The 18,395-nt window shown below is 48.8% G+C and carries 16 protein-coding genes and 1 riboswitch; of the genes, 4 read left to right on the top strand and 12 right to left on the bottom strand.

What is annotated here, in order from left to right:
• Positions 1–131: 131 nt before the first annotated feature.
• The gene (gene asnB / locus VZF35_RS01380) at positions 132–2,015 is read left to right on the top strand and encodes an asparagine synthase (glutamine-hydrolyzing) (RefSeq protein WP_407310285.1); all 1,884 of its coding nucleotides are present in this window, start codon (positions 132–134) and stop codon (positions 2,013–2,015) included.
• A 35-nt stretch (positions 2,016–2,050) separates the two neighbouring features.
• Here the strand turns inward: asnB and VZF35_RS01385 are convergent, their stop codons facing one another.
• Positions 2,051–3,388 (bottom strand): hemolysin family protein, encoded by a 1,338-nt coding sequence (locus VZF35_RS01385; RefSeq protein WP_407310287.1) that lies wholly within the window; start codon positions 3,386–3,388, stop codon positions 2,051–2,053.
• Positions 3,389–3,793: 405 nt separating this feature from the next.
• Positions 3,794–3,970: riboswitch (cobalamin riboswitch) on the top strand.
• A gap of 112 nt (positions 3,971–4,082) precedes the next feature.
• Between VZF35_RS01385 and cobT the strand changes: the two genes are divergently transcribed.
• The 3 genes from cobT to cobS are packed head-to-tail and all read left to right on the top strand — an operon-like array spanning position 4,083 to position 6,587.
• Entirely contained in the window at positions 4,083–5,168 is a 1,086-nt protein-coding gene (cobT, locus tag VZF35_RS01390) for a nicotinate-nucleotide--dimethylbenzimidazole phosphoribosyltransferase (protein WP_407310289.1), read from the top strand.
• Between the two features lie 45 nt (positions 5,169–5,213).
• The gene (gene cobU / locus VZF35_RS01395) at positions 5,214–5,843 is read left to right on the top strand and encodes a bifunctional adenosylcobinamide kinase/adenosylcobinamide-phosphate guanylyltransferase (protein ID WP_407310291.1); all 630 of its coding nucleotides are present in this window, start codon (positions 5,214–5,216) and stop codon (positions 5,841–5,843) included.
• Positions 5,844–5,849: 6 nt separating this feature from the next.
• Positions 5,850–6,587 carry an adenosylcobinamide-GDP ribazoletransferase gene (gene cobS, locus VZF35_RS01400; protein ID WP_407310293.1) on the top strand — a complete coding sequence of 246 codons (738 nt, stop codon included), beginning with the start codon at positions 5,850–5,852 and terminating at the stop codon, positions 6,585–6,587.
• A 192-nt stretch (positions 6,588–6,779) separates the two neighbouring features.
• On the opposite strand, the gene VZF35_RS01405 is transcribed toward cobS, so the two are convergent.
• The 11 genes from VZF35_RS01405 to VZF35_RS01455 form a co-directional block, all read right to left on the bottom strand.
• Positions 6,780–8,132, bottom strand: coding sequence for a cytochrome bc complex cytochrome b subunit (locus VZF35_RS01405; protein ID WP_407310295.1), 1,353 nt, complete (start codon positions 8,130–8,132; stop codon positions 6,780–6,782).
• Entirely contained in the window at positions 8,129–8,584 is a 456-nt protein-coding gene (locus tag VZF35_RS01410) for a ubiquinol-cytochrome c reductase iron-sulfur subunit (protein WP_407310297.1), read from the bottom strand. Before VZF35_RS01410 ends, VZF35_RS01405 begins: the two co-directional genes overlap by 4 nt.
• A 116-nt stretch (positions 8,585–8,700) precedes the next feature.
• Complete coding sequence (locus tag VZF35_RS01415; protein ID WP_407310299.1) at positions 8,701–9,150, bottom strand: c-type cytochrome; 450 nt, start codon at positions 9,148–9,150, stop codon at positions 8,701–8,703.
• A 198-nt stretch (positions 9,151–9,348) separates the two neighbouring features.
• Positions 9,349–9,708 carry a hypothetical protein gene (locus tag VZF35_RS01420; RefSeq protein ID WP_407310300.1) on the bottom strand — a complete coding sequence of 120 codons (360 nt, stop codon included), beginning with the start codon at positions 9,706–9,708 and terminating at the stop codon, positions 9,349–9,351.
• Positions 9,709–9,721: 13 nt separating this feature from the next.
• On the bottom strand, positions 9,722–10,588 hold the full coding sequence (locus VZF35_RS01425) for an ABC transporter permease (protein WP_407310302.1): 867 nt from the start codon (positions 10,586–10,588) through the stop codon (positions 9,722–9,724).
• A gap of 15 nt (positions 10,589–10,603) precedes the next feature.
• The gene (gene ccmA / locus VZF35_RS01430) at positions 10,604–11,221 is read right to left on the bottom strand and encodes a heme ABC exporter ATP-binding protein CcmA (protein ID WP_407310304.1); all 618 of its coding nucleotides are present in this window, start codon (positions 11,219–11,221) and stop codon (positions 10,604–10,606) included.
• Positions 11,214–12,647 (bottom strand): nitrous oxide reductase family maturation protein NosD, encoded by a 1,434-nt coding sequence (nosD, locus tag VZF35_RS01435; RefSeq protein WP_407310306.1) that lies wholly within the window; start codon positions 12,645–12,647, stop codon positions 11,214–11,216. Before nosD ends, ccmA begins: the two co-directional genes overlap by 8 nt.
• A 179-nt stretch (positions 12,648–12,826) precedes the next feature.
• Complete coding sequence (locus tag VZF35_RS01440) at positions 12,827–13,399, bottom strand: hypothetical protein (RefSeq protein WP_407310308.1); 573 nt, start codon at positions 13,397–13,399, stop codon at positions 12,827–12,829.
• Positions 13,400–13,457: 58 nt separating this feature from the next.
• Positions 13,458–15,338 carry a Sec-dependent nitrous-oxide reductase gene (nosZ, locus tag VZF35_RS01445; RefSeq protein WP_407310310.1) on the bottom strand — a complete coding sequence of 627 codons (1,881 nt, stop codon included), beginning with the start codon at positions 15,336–15,338 and terminating at the stop codon, positions 13,458–13,460.
• A 364-nt stretch (positions 15,339–15,702) separates the two neighbouring features.
• The gene (locus VZF35_RS01450; protein WP_407310312.1) at positions 15,703–17,094 is read right to left on the bottom strand and encodes a sigma-54-dependent transcriptional regulator; all 1,392 of its coding nucleotides are present in this window, start codon (positions 17,092–17,094) and stop codon (positions 15,703–15,705) included.
• Positions 17,094–18,386 (bottom strand): ATP-binding protein, encoded by a 1,293-nt coding sequence (locus VZF35_RS01455; RefSeq protein WP_407310314.1) that lies wholly within the window; start codon positions 18,384–18,386, stop codon positions 17,094–17,096. Before VZF35_RS01455 ends, VZF35_RS01450 begins: the two co-directional genes overlap by 1 nt.
• Positions 18,387–18,395: the final 9 nt, after the last annotated feature.

The raw sequence follows: 18,395 nt of genomic DNA on the forward strand, positions 1-18,395 counted from the left end.
AAAGGCATTAAATCAGCTTAAAAATGATTCCCTAAATCTGAAGAGTCACCGTAAACTATTGTATGCTTTGAGCATAAAGTGTAGGAGGCTAATTGATAACGATTATCTTTTAAATAAGGAGGAAAAACAAGATGTGTGGAATTGTCGGTTGGATAGATTGGAAGCGGGACTTAACGTCTCAAAAAGAGGTTCTTGGGAGAATGACTCAAACCCTTACACCCCGAGGACCGGATGCTGAAGGATATTGGCTGTCACCTCGTGCCGCCCTGGGACACCGCCGTTTGATTGTTGTAGATCCAGAGGGTGGACAACAGCCTATGATTCGCCACCGCGGAGAACATACTTATACTCTCATTTATAATGGTGAATTGTATAATACCCATGAAGTACGTTCAGAACTTCTAAGTCTTGGTTATCATTTTGAGGGACATTCGGATACCGAAGCCGTACTTCTCTCCTACATGGAATGGGGACCAGCCTGTGTGGATCGTCTCAATGGGATTTTCGCGTTTGGTATTTGGGACAGTCAATCTCAACAATTATTCGCTGCAAGGGACAGATTAGGGGTAAAGCCTCTTTTTTACAGCAAGCAAAACGGGTTCTTGCTCTTTGCCTCCGAACTAAAAGCGTTGCTTAAACACCCCGAGTTATCTCCTTCTATCGGGAAAAATGGCTTATCGGAAGTCTTCCTGATCGGCCCAGCCCGCACTCCAGGCAATGGAGTCTATGAAGGTATTTCTGAATTGAGACCTGGGCATAGTTTGATCTATTCTAACAACGGTCTAAAAATTCATAGGTATTGGGCCTTGCCTAACAACGTCCATATAGACGACCTTCCCAAAACGGCCGCCAAGATCCGCGATCTCTTTCTTGATACCGTCCAACGTCAACTGGTATCCGACGTACCGATCGGAACCTTACTTTCAGGCGGACTGGACTCCAGCGCTATTACGGCCATTGCTGCCAATACCCTCGCCTATGAGGGAAAAGGAGCTCTGCCAACCTTTTCTGTAGATTATGCAGACAACGATAAATATTTTAAACCGAACGACTTTCAACCCGGTGCGGACGGCCCATGGATCGAGCGGATGTCTCAAGCTTTTTCCACCAAACACACGAACTGCACATTCACGATTCCAGACCTTGTTGACGCTTTGAAGGCAGCGGCCTCAGCGCGCGATCTGCCCGGTATGGCAGATGTTGACGCGTCACTCTTGCTCTTTTCCCAAGAAATTAAGAAACACGTCACAGTGGGATTATCCGGAGAATGCGCAGATGAGGTTTTTGGTGGTTACCCCTGGTTTCATCGCCCAGATTCCCTCGCGGCCGAAACCTTTCCCTGGGCATTGCATGTAGAAAATCGCTTGCAAGTACTATCCCCTGAACTGATCGACTTCCTTCAGCCTCATGACTATATAAGAAATCGATACGAAGAGGCCTTAGCAGAAATCCCCAAACTTCCCGGCTCTGCACCTGTCCATCAAGATAGCAGAACAGTCAAGGATCAGCAGCGTGAAGCTCGAATCCGAGAGATCTCCTACTTAACCCTCACCCGCTTCATGCCTACCTTACTCGATCGCAAAGACCGTATGACGATGGCTACAGGACTGGAAGTCCGAGTTCCGTTCTGTGACCATCGGATTGTCGAATATGCCTGGAACATTCCTTGGGATATGAAAGCCTTGGAAGGCCGGGAAAAAGGACTTCTGCGTCACGCCCTTACAGGAGTTCTTCCTGAGGATGTGCTCTGGCGTCGTAAAAGTCCCTATCCCAAAACCCATCATCCGAATTATCTCCAATCTGTCCGATCTTGGCTCCGAGAAATCCTCGCAGACCCGAATTCTCCTCTCCTTCCTCTCATTAACCTCCCGGCCCTGGAAGATCTCATGAAACTCTCAGACACCATACCCTCAGGTCGTCCCTGGTTTGGTCAGCTCATGGATATTCCCCAGCTTTTTGCCTTTCTGATTCAAGTTGAATTCTGGCTGAAGGAAAACGAGGTTCAAATTCTATAGCAAGAATGAGGCCTGCAAACTTAATTGCAGGCCTCTCAAATCTCATCATTCAATTTGTTTTCTTCATCAGCTTGAGGTTCAACAGGTTTTCGCGTTACTTTGACCTTGGTAATTCTAAAGCCACTGACTTCCAGAACCTCAAAGAGAAAGCCGTCAAAATAAACAACATCTCCTTTTACCGGTTTGCGACCTAGCCGAGAAAAGACATACCCTCCAATAGTGGAGACGGTTTCTTCCTCAAGCTGAATTTCCAGCAACTCGGAAACTTCCTCCATTAACACCCGACCGTTAAGGATATAGTCATGGTCATTAACCTTTTCAATAGGGGGCTGTTCTAGCTCAAATTCATCATAAATTTCTCCCACCAATTCTTCCAGCATATCTTCAATCGTTACGAGGCCGGCGGTTCCTCCAAATTCATCGACGACGACAGCCATATGGGTCCGTTGGCTTCGCATTTTTTGAACCAAGTGTGAAATGGGCATCCCTTCTGGAACGGCGAGGATATCACGCTTAATCTGAGTAATATCCTTTTCTTCCGACTGTTCCTGAAGCGAGAAGATATCTCTCATATGTACGAGACCTAAAACATGGTCTTTATCATCATCGCAAAGCAGATAGCGGGTATGTCCATATTTTTTCACGACCTCAAGAATCTCAGCGAAGGTATCCTGGACGAAAATACAGACCATATCCTGCCTGGGGATCATGACCTCACTAGCGATTCGATCTGAGAACTCAAACACATTGTCCAGAAGTTTCCCTTCCATTTTATCCAAATAACCGTACCTTTGGCTGGCATCAACCAACATACGCAGTTCTTCTTCACTGTGGACAAGATCCTGCTCGTTAGCCGGCTGGATTTTCCAAAGGCGTAAAACTAAATTCGCCAGATTATTGAGAGCCCAAATGACCGGATAGAAAACCCGGTAAAACCATTTTAACAAACCGGCTGTTGATAAGGCCGTAAGTTCATCCTTTTGAATAGCCAATGATTTTGGTACGAGTTCTCCCAGAACGATATGTAAGAATGTAATGAGTAAAAAAGCTATGACCATCGAAATAGTTTCTGTGTACACCTTTTCCCAGCCGCCCAACCCTGAAAACAATGGTTCTATCAGAGTTGCAATTGCAGGCTCCCCCAGCCAACCCAAACCTAGGGAAGCCAAGGTAATTCCCAACTGACTCGCTGACAAATAAGCGTCAAGTTTCGAGGTAACATCCAAAGCAGTTTGGGCTCGCCGAGAGCCATTTTCCGCTAATTCGGCCAAACGGGTTTTTCGGACTTTAACCATCGAAAATTCAGCCGCTACAAAAACCCCATTGATGCCTACCAAAATAAAAGCAATCAGAACCTTGGCGACACTCCACAACAGACCTTCTATGATGCTCTCCTGGTTAAGTAAACTCGGATAAACCTAACCTTTTCCTTTCATAATATTTTTTAACTATTTTCCAAGTTTATCTAGGTCGATCATTGTATTAGTATTATTATTATATATGATGCTAACACGCTTGTAAAAATTAACCTCGCCTCATTATTAATGTAGAGAGATTGAGTCATTCCTGGATTACTTCTTCAACTCGTAATACATCCGGGATAGCTCCAAATCCGATCTGAATGGTCGAACCGTCCTCAAACCCATTAACAACAAAACTATAGTTTGATCAATAAAGCTTCGCCTAATTTAGTTTATAATTCAATGGAATTATGCATAATTTTCAACCTAATCAATTCTCCATCTATTGAGATTTAATATGAGGTGTGATAAGCTTATGTAAATTAATCCATTTTAGGTGCCCTTCGGGGAGAATAGGGAAGATCGGAATAGAACCGACGCGGACCCACCACTGTATTCGATGAGCCTCTCAGACCACTGGCTTTTAGCTGGGAAGGTTTGAGAATTAGCGATGATTCGATAGCCAGGAGACCTGCCTAAAATGTTGACAGCTTCCCAAACGCTGGGAAGCGTCGGTGACGACGGCAAAGTCCCGACCACAAAGTTATTTGTGGTGGGGACTTTTATTATTTAAAGACCGTTCTAAAATATTGAGGAGGGAATTATTGTGAAAAATTTAACTGAAGAGCAACTCTACGCCAAACTCCAATCTCTCTCGAGCTCAATCTCCGACCTTGACGAGGAGGCTATGGCCCAAATCCAAGTACGTTTGGATTCTCTGACAAAGCCACAAGGAAGTCTTGGACAGTTAGAACACGTTGCCAAACAATTAGGAGGTATCCAACGCACTGCTCACCCTCAAGTTCTTAAAAAAGCCGTTCTCTTAATGGCGGGAGATCATGGTGTCGTCGAAGAAGGAGTAAGCGCCTTTCCCCAGGAAGTAACCCCCCAAATGGTGTATAATATTATCAACGGCGGAGCCGCTATCAACGTCTTAGCCCGACAAGCCCAAGCCGATGTGATTTGTACGGACGTCGGAGTTGCCTTTCCCCTCGAAGGAGACTGCCTTCACAAACGAGTAGCCGATGGAACCCGCAACATGACTAAAGGGCCGGCTATGACACGACTTGAGGCGCTGCAGGCTTTATTTGTGGGCGCAGAAGTCGCTGAAAAAAAGATCGAAGAAGGATATAACCTTCTAGCTACCGGAGACCTTGGCATTGGCAATACCACACCCAGCTCAGCGATCGTTGCTCTCTTAACAAATTCTCCTGTTGAGTCGGTCGTTGGTCGAGGAACCGGAATTGATGATGCCGGACTCGTGAGAAAGCAGCAAGTCATTGAAAAAGCCATCGAAGTAAACCAGCCTGATGTGACGGATGGTCTCGATGTCCTGATGAAAGTTGGCGGTTTGGAAATCGCTGCGATTGCCGGCAGTATTATCCAAGCAGCGGCAAGCCATGTTCCCGTAGTTATCGACGGGTTTATTTCAACGGCAGGTGCCTTGATTGCTGCTAAATTAGCTCCCAAAAGCTTAGCCTATATGATTCCATCCCACGGTTCTGTTGAGATCGGTCATCGCAAAGCCTTGGCCGCTCTAAAACTGGACCCTGTGCTTAATCTCAATATGAGGCTAGGCGAAGGAACAGGAGCAGCCTTAACGTTTCAACTCGTTGAAGCCTCCCTGCACATACTTTATGAAATGGCGACTTTTGGGGACGCAGGCGTCAGCGAGAAATCCAACGAGAACTAATCATGTCCCACTTCAGCCAAACAATGAGGGGAGTCGGTGAACCCAATGTCTCAATTTACCCTGATTACAGGAGGATCGCGAAGCGGCAAGAGCAGTTTCGCAGAACTTCTAGCTGCACACACCGCTTTGCCTGACCGTCCTGTTATTTACATTGCTACTGCCCAAATTTGGGACGAGGAAATGGCTTACCGGGTTAAAAAACATCAACAGCAGCGACCGGCAACTTGGCAACTGATTGAAGAACCAGTCAACATTCGAGATACGCTGCTTCAGTTAAAAGACATGGATGGGGTCATTCTTCTCGATTGCGTCACCCTCTGGCTGACAAATCTTCTCCTTGCCGAGCAAGCAGATTCCTCAAAAACTGCAGGTCCGATAACTCCTCTTAACGACTACCCCATCGCTGAGCAGGTTGAACCTAAAATCTTGAATATCGTTCAGGAGGTGGCTTTACTAACCAAAGAAATAAAGCCCGAGGTCATTTTTGTCACGAACGAGGTAGGCCAGGGTATTGTGCCGGAAAACCCCTTATCCCGAGCATATCGTGATTTAGCTGGACGAAGCAATCAAATCCTCGCTCAGAGCGCAGCTAAGGTTTATTGGGTTTTAGCCGGTCTCCCCATGGAAATTAAGCACTCGGGGGAGACGCTGCTCTCTTCCTTACGCAAGGAGTGATCGGCCATGCGCGGGTTTCTGATTGCTCTTACCTTCTTCACAAGACTTCCTCTGCCCTCCCCTAAAGTTGAGGTTACATCAGAGGAATTTGCTCTGAGTTATCGGTATTATCCATTAGTCGGACTTGTCATCGGACTCATCCTTTGGCTTCTGGCCAAAGGTTTGAGCCCTTTTTTCCCTCCTTTGGCACTCGGGGCTCTTCTCTTGGTGGTGGAATTAATGCTTACCGGAGGTCTCCATCTTGACGGCTTCATGGATAGTATGGATGGACTGTTATCCGCACGCAGCCCCGAACGAATCCTGGAAATTATGAAAGACAGCCGCGTTGGGGCTCATGCTTCCATGGCCCTGGCCGGCTTATTGCTCCTCAAATTCTCCTTGCTGGCCAGCCTGACTCCTTCTCAGTTTGCCATCCTCCTGATTATGCCTATGCTTTCCCGCTGGGTCTTTCAAATTGGGATTGTCGCCTTTCCCTATGCCCGCACTCAAGGCCTGGGCAAAGGAATTCATGATACTACTCACTGGATTCCGTTTCTTATTGCTGGAGCTGCGGTTTTAGGAGTTTCCTATCTTCTCGCCGGATTTGCCGGACTGATTACCTGGGGAGTATGCGTTATCGCCGTAACTCTCTGGGCCTCCAGAATCTCCTCACTCTTGGGCGGATTGACCGGCGATCTCTACGGAGCTATTATCGAACTATCAGAAGTTGTTTGCTTATTGGCGGCATTCCCTCTCCTGCGCTGAATACAATACCTGAAGTTTTATGACTGCTGACTGCAGTTGGCTGTCGCTAACCTTAAAGGCCAACATTTTTACTAAACAAGGACCTGGCCTTTTCATGATGTTTGCTAACATTCAGGAAAAGGCCAGGTCCTTTTGTATTTCTATTTTGGGGCAATCCCTTGTTTCCCTCTGCCTGGCAATTTACCTGGCAATCTAATTGTCCTTTGCTCCATCCGCTATCCAATTGCGTATCGTTTGGATTTGATCCGAACTGAGAGGCTCCTTCCCGATTGGCATCTGAGGCTTCACGCTGCCCTCCAGCTTCTGAATTAATTTCGAACCGTCCGCGTTGCCTGGGATAACATCTCTCTTCAGTACATCGGCGTAGTTGTCGAGCGGGTAGCTACTCGTACTTCCATGGCAGGCGCTGCACTGGTTTTGCAAGACAGGCTCAATATCCTTCTTAAAGCTGGGATGGGCAATCACTCCATTATCGGCCAGAGCTTTGGGCACAGACATCATCCCCTGATAAGTAAGCAAGATCAGACCCGCCGTCAAAACACCGGCCACGCTTAAAGCCAGCGGACGCCTGCGCGGCTTTCTGCTGGGGTTACGATCCAGCCAAGGGAGGGCAAAGAGGACCACGAAAAAGATTAGGGGCAGCCCGACCATGGCCAGAACATCCAAAGAGCCGGGAAAATACTTGAGCATTTGATAGACGCCGAAGAAATACCAGGCGGGTTCAGGAATATAGTGAGCCTTATTCAAGGCATCTGCCGGTGCTCCAAGGCCTTTGGGATAAACCGCTGCTAAAATCCACATAGCAGCCCCCACAAGAATCACGACCAGAATCATTCGAAAAGCGACATCAGGCCAAAACGGTAAAGATTCCGAAGCAACATCTTTCCCCCGTTTCCTGGCTTCACTCAGTTCATCCGTGCAGGCCATACCCTGCCGCAAAACAAAGAAGAAGTGCGGCCCAAAGGCCAGGAGAACTAAAGCGGGCAGCATCAGCATATGCACGGAATAAAAAAATGTTAAAGTGGCTCCTGTAACCTGGGCTCCGCTGCGCAAAAGTCCTACCAGAAAATTCCCGATAAACGGGACATAACCGGCCATCGCCGATCCGACGACCGTCGCCCAATACCCTTCCTGATCCCAGGGCAGAAGGTAGCCGGTAAAAGCTAACCCCAGCGTCCCGATCAGCAAAATAACGCCCATGACCCAGGTCAATTCACGCGGGCGCTTGTAGGCCCCTTCATAGAAGACTCGCAAAAGGTGCAAGACGACAAGCACAACCATGAAATTGGCTCCCCAAGCGTGGAGAGAGCGAACAAAATTGCCCACCGGGACAGCCTGGATTAGCTTAATGCTGGCATAGGCTCCTTCTGCTGAAGGTGTATACACCGTCGCTAACAGAATACCTGTGACAGCCTGGTTAATGAAGGCAAACAAGGTGGCGAATCCCAAGTAATCAAGGAAGCTGCTGCGTTTAGGCACTGGATGATCAAAGAGAGAAGCCAGGCCCTGAGCCAAATGGAAACGTTCTTCGAACCACTGCTTCACGTCAGCCTCCCTCCTAAGAACACGGAATCACCCTGTACTTTGACGACCCGCCTGATCAAGGGTTTGGGGGGCGGTCCGGACAGAACATTACCCTTCAGATCATAAACTCCCCCGTGACAGGGACACATGTATTGCTGCAAAGCCGGTTCAAAATTAACTGCGCATTGTAAATGCGTACAGTGAAAGTCCAGGGCCAGCCAACCCTCATCACCGAGGTTTGTGACATACATCCCTTCTTCAACCCCGCTCCCTTTATAGATCATCAGCTTAGGAACCCCTACCGGAAAATCGCTGATCTTGCCCACTTCTTGCAAGAGCTGAGCACTGGCCGCAGCAGGCAGCAGAAAATCTCCCGCCAGTCCGACATAGCTCAGGCCGATTGCCGCGCCGAGGCCCCCTATCCCTATCTGGAGAAATTTCCGCCTTGGCATAGTCTTTTCTTCCTTGGACATTTTTCAACCTCCTCTGAATAGGCAGCGAGCAGGCTGGAGTCATTTGCCGCCAGCCTTCCTTACCTAGCTTTGAAAGCGTTGCTTTCATTCTTCTGATATGACTTGATCTTGCCCATTTACTTGAGAGTTTTTAAATAACTGCTGATGTTCGCTTCATCCTGAGCACTCATCGCCGGGTTGCCCGGCATCTGAGCGTCTCCGGTTTTCATCCACTGCGCCAGGTTGGCATCGTTCACGGGTTGGTTATTCGGCAAAGCGCTTTTGCCGTAGATTCCTTTCAACCCCGGCCCGACAATTTTCTGATCATCAACGGCATGACAACTGGCACAGTTGCTGTCAAAAAGTTGCTTCCCCTGATCAGGATTGCCTTGAACCACCGTGGTCGACGCTGGCGGCGAGGTCGGCTGAGGAGTCACTGGAGAGTTTGGGCCAGATCCTCCAGACGCAGGCGCAGACGAGGCTGAAGCAGCACCCGCTTCAGCCTTAGGAGCCGAGGTTCCACAGCCCGCAGTAACCAAAACAATACTAAGCAAGGCCCCCAGAAGTAAACGTTTTTTCAACATCATCAATTTCCCCCTCTTTTCAGGCATAAAACCTGTCGTAAAGATCCTAATTACGCAATAACGCCATAACCATTTTCCGCGTCCATTACTTCTTCATCCCGTCCATCCCGTTGGATGAGGCTTGGCCAGCGGTGGCCACGGTATCGAAAACAAATTCCTCACCCCCGGTTCGGACGATGACCTGCCATTCACCCGGCATACTCAGGGTTTGCTCCAAGGTATAAAGGCCTTTTTCCCCTGAGGTTGGGCCTGCACGATATGCGAACCCATATCCATTTTGGGCATTTTGAACTCCACTTCAACGGCCTGTTGAACCGGCTGCCCGTCCTGTGATACTTGCAGGGCATAATGGATGGGCGTAAGACTCGTTTGCGGATAGGGAGTGATGGCCAAGGCCACTTTCACCTGATTTTGAGTTTTTTCAAACTGATAATGGGTTGCTCCGCAGCCTATCAGACTCAAACTAAGAGCTAAGGTCAAGATCAGACCAACAAGCAAGCTTGACGCTCGGTGCCCGGTTCTCCTCCGGACCACACCCCGCTGCTTAATCCACCTTCTCATAATCCATCTCCTTTCACTTAGCCGCCAAAACTTTCCTAGCGGCATTGGATATCTTATACACTCGCCGATAAAGACTCCGCACCACTGCCCAGTAAGCGCCCAGTACCCAAGCTGCCCAGATCAGGGCCGCAGCCGCGGGCGCTTGGAACCCCGGTAAGGCAACCATAGCTTCCGTTGTGGGCCCGAACAATTCTTTCAAATCTGTCAGCCGGATAGCCAAAATCCTTAACAAATCCGTAGGATTGAGGACCATCAAAGCGTAGAGCAAAGCCATGCTTACCGAGCCGCTGGTGATCATTAAAGCTTGAACCACCACGATATCGTAAAGAATAACCATGACAAACCAAACTGCCAGGGCCGCAAATAAAGCACTGAGCCGATTCTTTGATTTCAGGGAAACTAAGGAGCCCAAGATTAGGAAGATCAAGGCCAATCCCAGAGCTGTCCCCATATTGACAAGGAAGGGGAGCACGCGGCGGTCAGAGGAAAAAAACAACAGGACCAGGCCTGATCCGCCAAAACCCGCTAACAATGCGGCAGCAAGCGCCGTCCACTGCCCCATGATCCGCCCCAGACAGATCTCGAATAAACCGACAGGCTGGGTCAGCAGGAGTTCCATCGTCCCATCCTCGAATTCCCCCGCAAAGCCTTGGGAACCGAGCAGCAGCGCAATAAGCGGCACGAGCAGGGTAACCAGGTTGAGCAGACTGACTCCGACGCGGCTGAACTGCACGTCTTCAGCCCCAGGCAAGACAAAGCCAATAATGGACATCGCCAAGGCCAGAACAAAGAAAACCACTCCAAAACCAAGGACCAAGCGGTTGCGAGAGGCCTCCAGCAATTCTTTCTCCGCCAAAATCATTAGACTCTTTCTTTTCATGACACGCCCCCTTTCTTACATGATCCTCTCAATAGCACCGTCTTTCATCATCACACGGTGGGTGATCAGCTCTTTCTCCAGATCAACTGCGATATGGCTGGATAAAATCACACTCCCGCCTTGGACTATAAACCGGCGCAGCTCTTCTTGCAGTCGCTCTGAAGTGTCGGCATCAAGATTGGCTGTCGGTTCATCCAGCAGCAACAGCTGCCCCTTCCCTAAGAAGGCCTGAGCCACCACTACCCGCTGACGCTGGCCTCCGGAAAGGGTGCGCAGCAGGCGATGCCGGAGAGTACTCAATCGGAAACGGGCCAGAACATCCTCAAAGTTCTCCGCCCCGCGCAGGCCGGCAAAAAACTGCAAAGTTTCCCCAACGGTCAGATTGGGGTAAAGCCCTGCTTTCTGAGGGACATAGCGCACCAGCTTTTTACTCTCGGCAGGTGAAATATCCTGCAGGGAAATCAAACCCTGATCGGGCTGCAATATCCCGGCAATAATCTTTAAAAGGGTTGTTTTTCCCGCTCCATTCGGACCTGATAAAGCCCAAATCTGACCCGCCGGAATCTCCAAAGAAACATTATCTACAGCAATCAGGCTGCCGTAAGCCTTGCTCACCTGCGTGAGTTTAAGCATGAGTTTCCCTCCTTCGCCAGCCCCTCCTCAAAATAGCCCAAGCAACTAAAAGGGCTGCTATAGATAAGGCTGCGAACAAAATAGAACTTCCTTTAGCGGCGGTGCTGTTCAGGTAAGGTTGCCATTCAGCAGGCAAGGCTGTCGGGTGCATCAGCGGGTACTGATCCTGGATGCTTGGCAGCTGCCACAGAGGGAACATCTGCAGCCCCTGACTCAAGGCTTGAATTCCAGGGCTGTCGGCAAACAGCTCCAGCAGTGGCTGTTCATAAACGGCCCTGGCGAGATAGCTGACTGAATTATACGGTAAATCCCCAATTCCACCCCCCGTGAAATCATAGCCCCTGTAATCACTCCAATAATTCCCATACCCCTTGACCGACCACGTGTTCGGTAAAGCCTGGTAATCAGAGCCGACCTGAATTACATTGTCTTCTGCATTGTTGCCCACAAATGTATTTTCCGTTGAGGTTCCCAACACACGTATCGCCACTCCGCAGCTAATCATCATATTTCCTTCCACGACATTGTGATTGCTATGGTCAAAATGCAAACCGACATTACTCTGCATAATCAGGTTATTCTTAATCACACAATCATCCGAATCCTGCAGGAGAATGGCATACCCTCTTTCTCCCGGCATGTTGGCAAAAATGTTATCCGTAAATTGAATTCGTTTGGAATACATGGGAGTGGCACCTGCCACATCATCTTCGAAGAGGTTATGATCGAAGGTATTATCATTGGAATACATATAATGGAGACCATAGCGCAAATGCTCGAACTGATTGGAGCTTACTTGATTGAACGTAGAAAACTCGAACTTGATTCCATCCCGGACATTCCAGGCGTGATTGTTGCTGAAAATGTTATGATCAGATTTCCAAAGCCCGATCGCATCCCCTCGATCCTCGGGGAGGAGGCTGACCTTTCCGGAAATCTCGTTATTCTTAATCCGGCAATCGCTGCTCTGCTCTAAATAAACCCCGTGCTCAATATCACTCATTTTGACATGGTCTACCGTAACATTCTTGGACTGAACCACTTTAACTCCTGCATAAGGCAACATGGCCGGACCACCACTGTTGCGCAAGCTAAGCCCATAAACCGTTACATCCTGAGTATTGGTGATCAAAATTATAGTTTCCTGACCGCCGCCGTCCAGGATTGCTCCCACCTGACCACGCAGGGTCAGGGGTTTATTAATGCTCAAACGCTCTCGATATACTCCCGGCTCCACACTGATCGTTTGCCCCGGCTGGGCCGCGGCTACAGCCGATCTGATGTCCGGATACTGTCCCTGGGACCCGACGGTAAGCTGGGGACTTTCCGCTCCTTGGGCCGGCGCAGGCTTCCCTATTCCTAAAATAAGCAGAGTGAAGATCACCCCTAAGAACAAGCGGCCGCTCCATTTCCAATTCCCGTCCACTGAACCACCCCCTTTCCTCTCTTTATCCTCTGAGGTCTTCTTCATCAATCTCCGAGGCTCCCCATTCCTCTGAAATTCTCTATAAAGCGGTCACTTCCCGTCTCCCATGACTTTAGCGGAGCTAAGCTTCCAAATCCGTCAGGAGAAGTTCCGGTCCTCGCTTCGATGGTATCAACCCTTTAGCTCTCCCCCAGTTTCTCTCTCGGTCGATAGAAAACGGCAAGCAGCAAAAGTATCACCCCCAGAAATGCCAAGAGCCCTCCCCAGCCAAAACCTGTGGTCACATCAAAATTAGCCAGCATATAATGCCCCATAACCTTGGGGGTGAAGCCCGCTACTTGGATTGGGGCATCGGGAACAAAATCATGACCATATTGATAAAGACGATAGTAAAAATCCCCGCCCATTGCTCCCAATCCCACCAGGGTGAGCACGGTCCCACTGATCAGCACCTGGCGCTTAGGCCAAATCGTCATCACCAGGCTTAAGAGCACAATCAGGCCAAAGACCCAGGGAATCCAGCGAAACTCTGTCAGAGTGTTGTCAATGTTCATCATGCCGATATAGTGATTAAGGATGTTTAGCTCACTCAAGTCCCCTGTTGCTTTCGTCGCATAGATATTTAACTTTAAACCGTTGTAATAAAAAGTGGATACCAAAACCATTCCCCAAAGTTTATTGACCATGGCCAAGGCAAACGCCACTGCAGCTCCCAGTGTGAGCGCCCTTTTGGACAGTAAAAGCCTATCCACGTCATCACGACCTTTCCTTGAAATGGGCCGGGGAGCAAGCCCCGGCTCGCCAAGCTTCCTAGTTCGGTTTAACCAAGAGATAGCCCATCATTTCTTCGTGCAGAGCGGAACAAAAATCTGTACAGTAGTAAGGGAATGTCCCTGCTTTATCCGCAGTGAATTCGATGTGGGTTGTCTCACCCGGGTCAGCCGCGGCATTAATGTTATAGTCGGCAATCGCTATCCCATGACTGACATTGGGCTGCTGTTCGATATTGGTAATATACATGGTCACATGGTCTCCTTGATTGACCTCAATCTGATCCGGAGTTAAATGACTGCGCACAACATCCATATAGACCGTGACTTCCTTACCGTTACGCATAACCTTGGCTTGATCATCAGACCAGATAGAATTCGGACGAGAGGTGTCTTTCTTATAAATGCTCAAAGGGTGCATGAGCTTGGCCGGTATAATAGAAGCGTAATGCGGCTCCCGATCGCTGGGAACTTCATTGATCAGCTTCATCTTCGGCCCGCCCGAGAGATCAAAGAGCTGCTCTGTCACAGGGTAACCCGGTCCTACCGGGAGGAAACGATTTAAAGACATCTTATCCAAGGCCACCAGCCAGTGACCGAAGGGGTGCATACTGTCCCCGCCGGCTACGGCGATATGACCGACATTGTAGTTGACGGATTCTTTATCAATGACCTTCCAGGTGCCTAGCTGCCATTTTGTAACGGCACTCTCCACAAATAAGCTGGTATAGGCATACCCTTGATCATCAAATTGAGTGTGCAAAGGGCCAACTCCCACGGGGATTTGGGCTTCCTGAACATCTTGATACTTGATCACCGGCAGCCCCCAGGTGGTTGTTTCAAAGTCCTTGTCGGCAATCGCCTTTTTTAACTTATCAGTGCTGACCACCGTGACCACCGGATCAAGTTTGCTGGAATAGCAGATCCATTGGCCGTCAGGACTGATATCGACACCATGGGGATTTTTGGGAATCGGCAGCAAATAGGCAATACCCGGGTGCTTGCGCGGATCGATAACCTTAACGCCATTGATGATAGAATCCTGTTGCCCGGCATCAATAAGTTTTTGCGCCGCATTATAATCCATCACCAGGGTTAAGTCGCGGTCAAACTTGGCGGAGTTTTTCTCCAGGTCTGTCGAGGCTTCTTCCGAGTTGTAATCCGTAAAAACAGCCAGACCGGCACTGGCTCCTTTTCCTACTGAAGCGAGATCATAATCGTAGGGCGGTACGATCAGTTCATAATCCAGATTCATCTTCCCGGGCTGACCGGCCTGAAGACCCGTCTTGTTCGTATTGACAACACTCACTATGCCGTAGTAGTCGTCTTTATATGACTCCAGCGGGGCATAGTTTGGTTTGCCATCGACGACTGGGGCACTGTATTCCGAAGCCGTGAATAAGTACTTGCTGTCCGGGTCTGTGGACAAAGAGTGCAAACCCATGAGGTTGGGAACACTCAGAATCTGGGTCGTCGTGAAGGACTGCAAGTCCACTTGAGCAATCCGGTTGTTGGCCTTGTCATTAATCCAACAAAAATTGCCATCATAGGTCCCTTGAGTTTGGCTCATCGTCGGATGGTGAGCGTCACCCCAGCTTAAATCCCCGAGCATTTTTTTCGTTTCCGGGGTAAAGCCAAACCCCGTTCGGGCATCCGGGGCAAATACAGGAATCGTCTTAATGATGCGCATGGAAGGAAGACCGTAAGTGATCAGGGTTCCGGCCTGTCCGCCGGAGGCAAACATGTAGTCCGTATCCAATTGTCCCGGGGGCACAAATCCTCCCGACGCACCGCTTACTTGAGCCGTCGTCTGGACCGGCACACCGCCCCAGGTAAATTTACCGCTGGCCAATCCGATCAGAAGGCCAATGATTACAGCAATGGCTATTCCCTTATAGCGACCGAATTTTAAAACTCCCAATGAAACATCCCCCTTTTGTTCTTGAAAAAACTCAACTAAACTCTTTGTCTTAGTCCTCACTAGTGCGAAACGACTCAGTACAAAGTTACCCCCTGTAGCTTACTAACCTCCCTTGCTCCTCTCTGCTTAAGTACCCAAATTCAACGTCAGTGCTTGATAATGCAAATTCAGTGCCAGTAAAACTATCACTTTTTCCTCACATAATCTTCACATTTAAAGGGCTTCCGGCCTTTCGAGACAAAAAAATAGACATTCATGTCGCCAACTGGGGCATGAATGTCTCGGACATCGATGTCTCAGCATCAATGCCCGATAGGCAACCGATTTAGTTTAAGCCGGATTAAACGGCTTGTTTGCTCAGACTTTACTCCCGTCCCAGGTGATATTTAGCGAGCAAACGTTGGATGGTTTTACGGTTAATACCTGCCGCTCCGGCAGCCTTGCTGATATTCCAATGATGGCGCCGCAAAAGCTCAATGAGATAACGTCTTTCAAAGATTTCAATCCATCGTTCTTTAGCTTCGCTAAACCGCTGAACTGAGCCAGCGTTGGCCCAGGTGAAGCTCTGCCCTTCCTTCACCGGCTCCGCTGAATCTCCGGTAATTTCAGGCGGTAAGTCCTGACAGCCAATGGTTCCCTCTTCGGCCAAGATAGCGGCCCTTTCGATGACATTTTTAAGTTCCCGGACATTTCCCGGCCAAGCATAGCTCTCCAAGAAGTGTAAAACCTCCCGGCTCAACTTAATCGTTTGCCCGTTTCTGGCATTAAATTGTTCTAAAAAATGCTTTGCCAACAAAGGAATATCCCCCGTTCGAGTGCGCAGCGGCGGCAGCATAATCGCCAGACCATTCAGACGGTAATAAATCTCTTCCCGAAAGGTCTTGTCCTTGATAGCTGCGATCAAATCCCGATTCGTAGCCGAAACAAAGCGGACATCGACTTCAATCTGCTTAGTACCGCCGACATGCCGGAAGGTTTTTTCCTGGAGCACCCGCAGGAGCTTGACCTGCAATTTAGTGCTAAGTTCCCCCATTTCATCCAGGAACAAGGTTCCGCCATCGGCAACCTCCAAAAGTCCCAATTTAGTACCCGCCGCTCCTGTAAAAGCGCCCCGCTCGTGCCCGAAAAGCTCACTTTCCAGCAATTCCTCGGATAAAGCCGCACAATCCACGGGCACAAAAGGCTGCTGACTGCGCCGACTATGCTGATGAATACTGCGGGCAATCAACTCTTTACCTGTTCCGCTGTCCCCCACAATCAAAACGTTAGTATCCATAGGGGCCACTTTCTTAACCAGTTCAAAGGTTTTTAACAAAGCCGAACTCCTGCCCACAATTTCACTGAAGCTAAGCGCTTCCAGTTGACGTTTGAGACGGGCATTTTCCTCTTTCAGCTTGCGCTGATTAAGAGCCCGCTCCACAGTCACCCGCAGCTGCTCCCCGGAAAATGGCTTTGTGATAAAATCATAGGCCCCGCCTTTAATCGCTTCCACTGCCGAATTTACTGTGCCAAAGCCGGTAATCATAATCACCGGAACTTCAGCATCCCATTCTTTCACCGCTGCTAAAACCTGAAGACCATTCATTTCCGGCATCATTAAATCGGTCAGGACAATATCCGGTTTCTCGGTTTGAACCAGTTCCAGGCCCTGTTTAGCACTCGTCGCCAGCATGGTTTTAACACCCAGTGGTTTTAATAAACGCAGGCAATTTTGGGCCATCTCAATTTCGTCATCAATAATTAAGACCTTCGTCATCACTTCACCAACTTATCGGCGGGGAAAACAACTGTGAAACAAGTGCCTTCTCCCTCTTTACTCACCACGTCAATTTCCCCTCCATGTTCTTCAACCAAACTGTAACTAATCGGCAAACCCAGGCCTGTTCCAATGCCCTTGCCTTTGGTTGTATAAAAAGGATCAAAAATCTTATCCAGCTGCTCTGGGGCAAGACCACATCCTTCGTCTTCAATTTCGATAATCAGCTTCCGGTCTTGAAATTTCGTCCTGAGATAAAGGTTTCCGCCTTGGCCCATGGCATCGCTGGCATTATTGATCAGATTGACCAAAATCTGCTGAACCTGATTATTGTTCCCTACGATTGAAGGAAGGTCTTTGCTTAAGTCTTGGTGGACTGAAATTCTCCGTTTCAATAAATGTTTACTAAAAAGTTCAACTGTTTCTTCGATAATCTGATTGAGATTGACATAACTTTTTTCCTCAACGGGCAACCGGGCAAACGACAAAAGGGAACGGGTTATTTTGCTGATCCGCTCTGTTTGGTTGAGGATTACCTGGGCATCGTTCCTAAATTCCTCAGATAGACTCGATTCCCCATCCAAAAGCATACACTCGACACTCGATACAATAATCCCGACCGGGTTGTTAATTTCGTGCGCAATATCTGCTGCCAAACGACCTGTTGAGGCGAGCTTTTCCGACTGGATTAATTGTTTCTGTGTCCTTTTTAATTCATCCATGCTCTGAGCAAGATTTTGTGCCAACTCCCTGATTTCCCGGTTAGCCTCTTGAAGTTCGCTTTTTTCTCTTTCCAAACGGGTGACCAGCCTCCACTGGCGAATGGCGATAGCAGCCAGATTAGCCATCACCAGCAGAACCTCTAAAATCTCATGCGTAAAAAAATCCTTTTGCCGATGATGAAGAGACAAGACCCCGATCACCTTATTTTCTTCCATAATTGGGATTCCGGCATAAGACTGAACCCCCGGCGGAACAGAATGGTGCTGACACCCTTCCTCTGCACTCAAATCCTGAACTATAATCGGCAAAGCGTGATCTTCAATCCAGCAGCCATCCGACTGACAGAGGGTATAGCGATCTTCGCTAAAGGGGATTTCGCCGAAGAGGGCGGCAAAATTCCCCTGGCGCAAACAAAAGTCAGCATGGCAGGGGGCCAATAGCTTTTCCAGTTCTTTGATTAGTAAGGCCAGATTAGCCTCTAAATTGTTCGGCAAAAAACCCATGAAATTGTTAATCTTGATCAGAGCTTGATAAACCTGTTGATTGAGCTGACTATTTTCCGGCTTCATAATGCTCCG

Source organism: Desulfosporosinus paludis, assembly GCF_045689965.1.
GTDB lineage: Bacteria > Bacillota > Desulfitobacteriia > Desulfitobacteriales > Desulfitobacteriaceae > Desulfosporosinus > Desulfosporosinus paludis.

Coding starts and splice junctions, on each gene's coding strand:
- cobU (WP_407310291.1), top strand. CDS start 5,214: ATGTCTCAATTTACCCTGATTACAGGAGGATCGCGAAGCGGCAAGAGC.
- VZF35_RS01455 (WP_407310314.1), bottom strand. CDS start 18,386: ATGAAGCCGGAAAATAGTCAGCTCAATCAACAGGTTTATCAAGCTCTG.
- cobS (WP_407310293.1), top strand. CDS start 5,850: ATGCGCGGGTTTCTGATTGCTCTTACCTTCTTCACAAGACTTCCTCTG.
- ccmA (WP_407310304.1), bottom strand. CDS start 11,221: ATGCTTAAACTCACGCAGGTGAGCAAGGCTTACGGCAGCCTGATTGCT.
- VZF35_RS01450 (WP_407310312.1), bottom strand. CDS start 17,094: ATGACGAAGGTCTTAATTATTGATGACGAAATTGAGATGGCCCAAAAT.
- VZF35_RS01425 (WP_407310302.1), bottom strand. CDS start 10,588: ATGAAAAGAAAGAGTCTAATGATTTTGGCGGAGAAAGAATTGCTGGAG.
- VZF35_RS01420 (WP_407310300.1), bottom strand. CDS start 9,708: ATGAGAAGGTGGATTAAGCAGCGGGGTGTGGTCCGGAGGAGAACCGGG.
- VZF35_RS01415 (WP_407310299.1), bottom strand. CDS start 9,150: ATGATGTTGAAAAAACGTTTACTTCTGGGGGCCTTGCTTAGTATTGTT.
- VZF35_RS01410 (WP_407310297.1), bottom strand. CDS start 8,584: ATGTCCAAGGAAGAAAAGACTATGCCAAGGCGGAAATTTCTCCAGATA.
- asnB (WP_407310285.1), top strand. CDS start 132: ATGTGTGGAATTGTCGGTTGGATAGATTGGAAGCGGGACTTAACGTCT.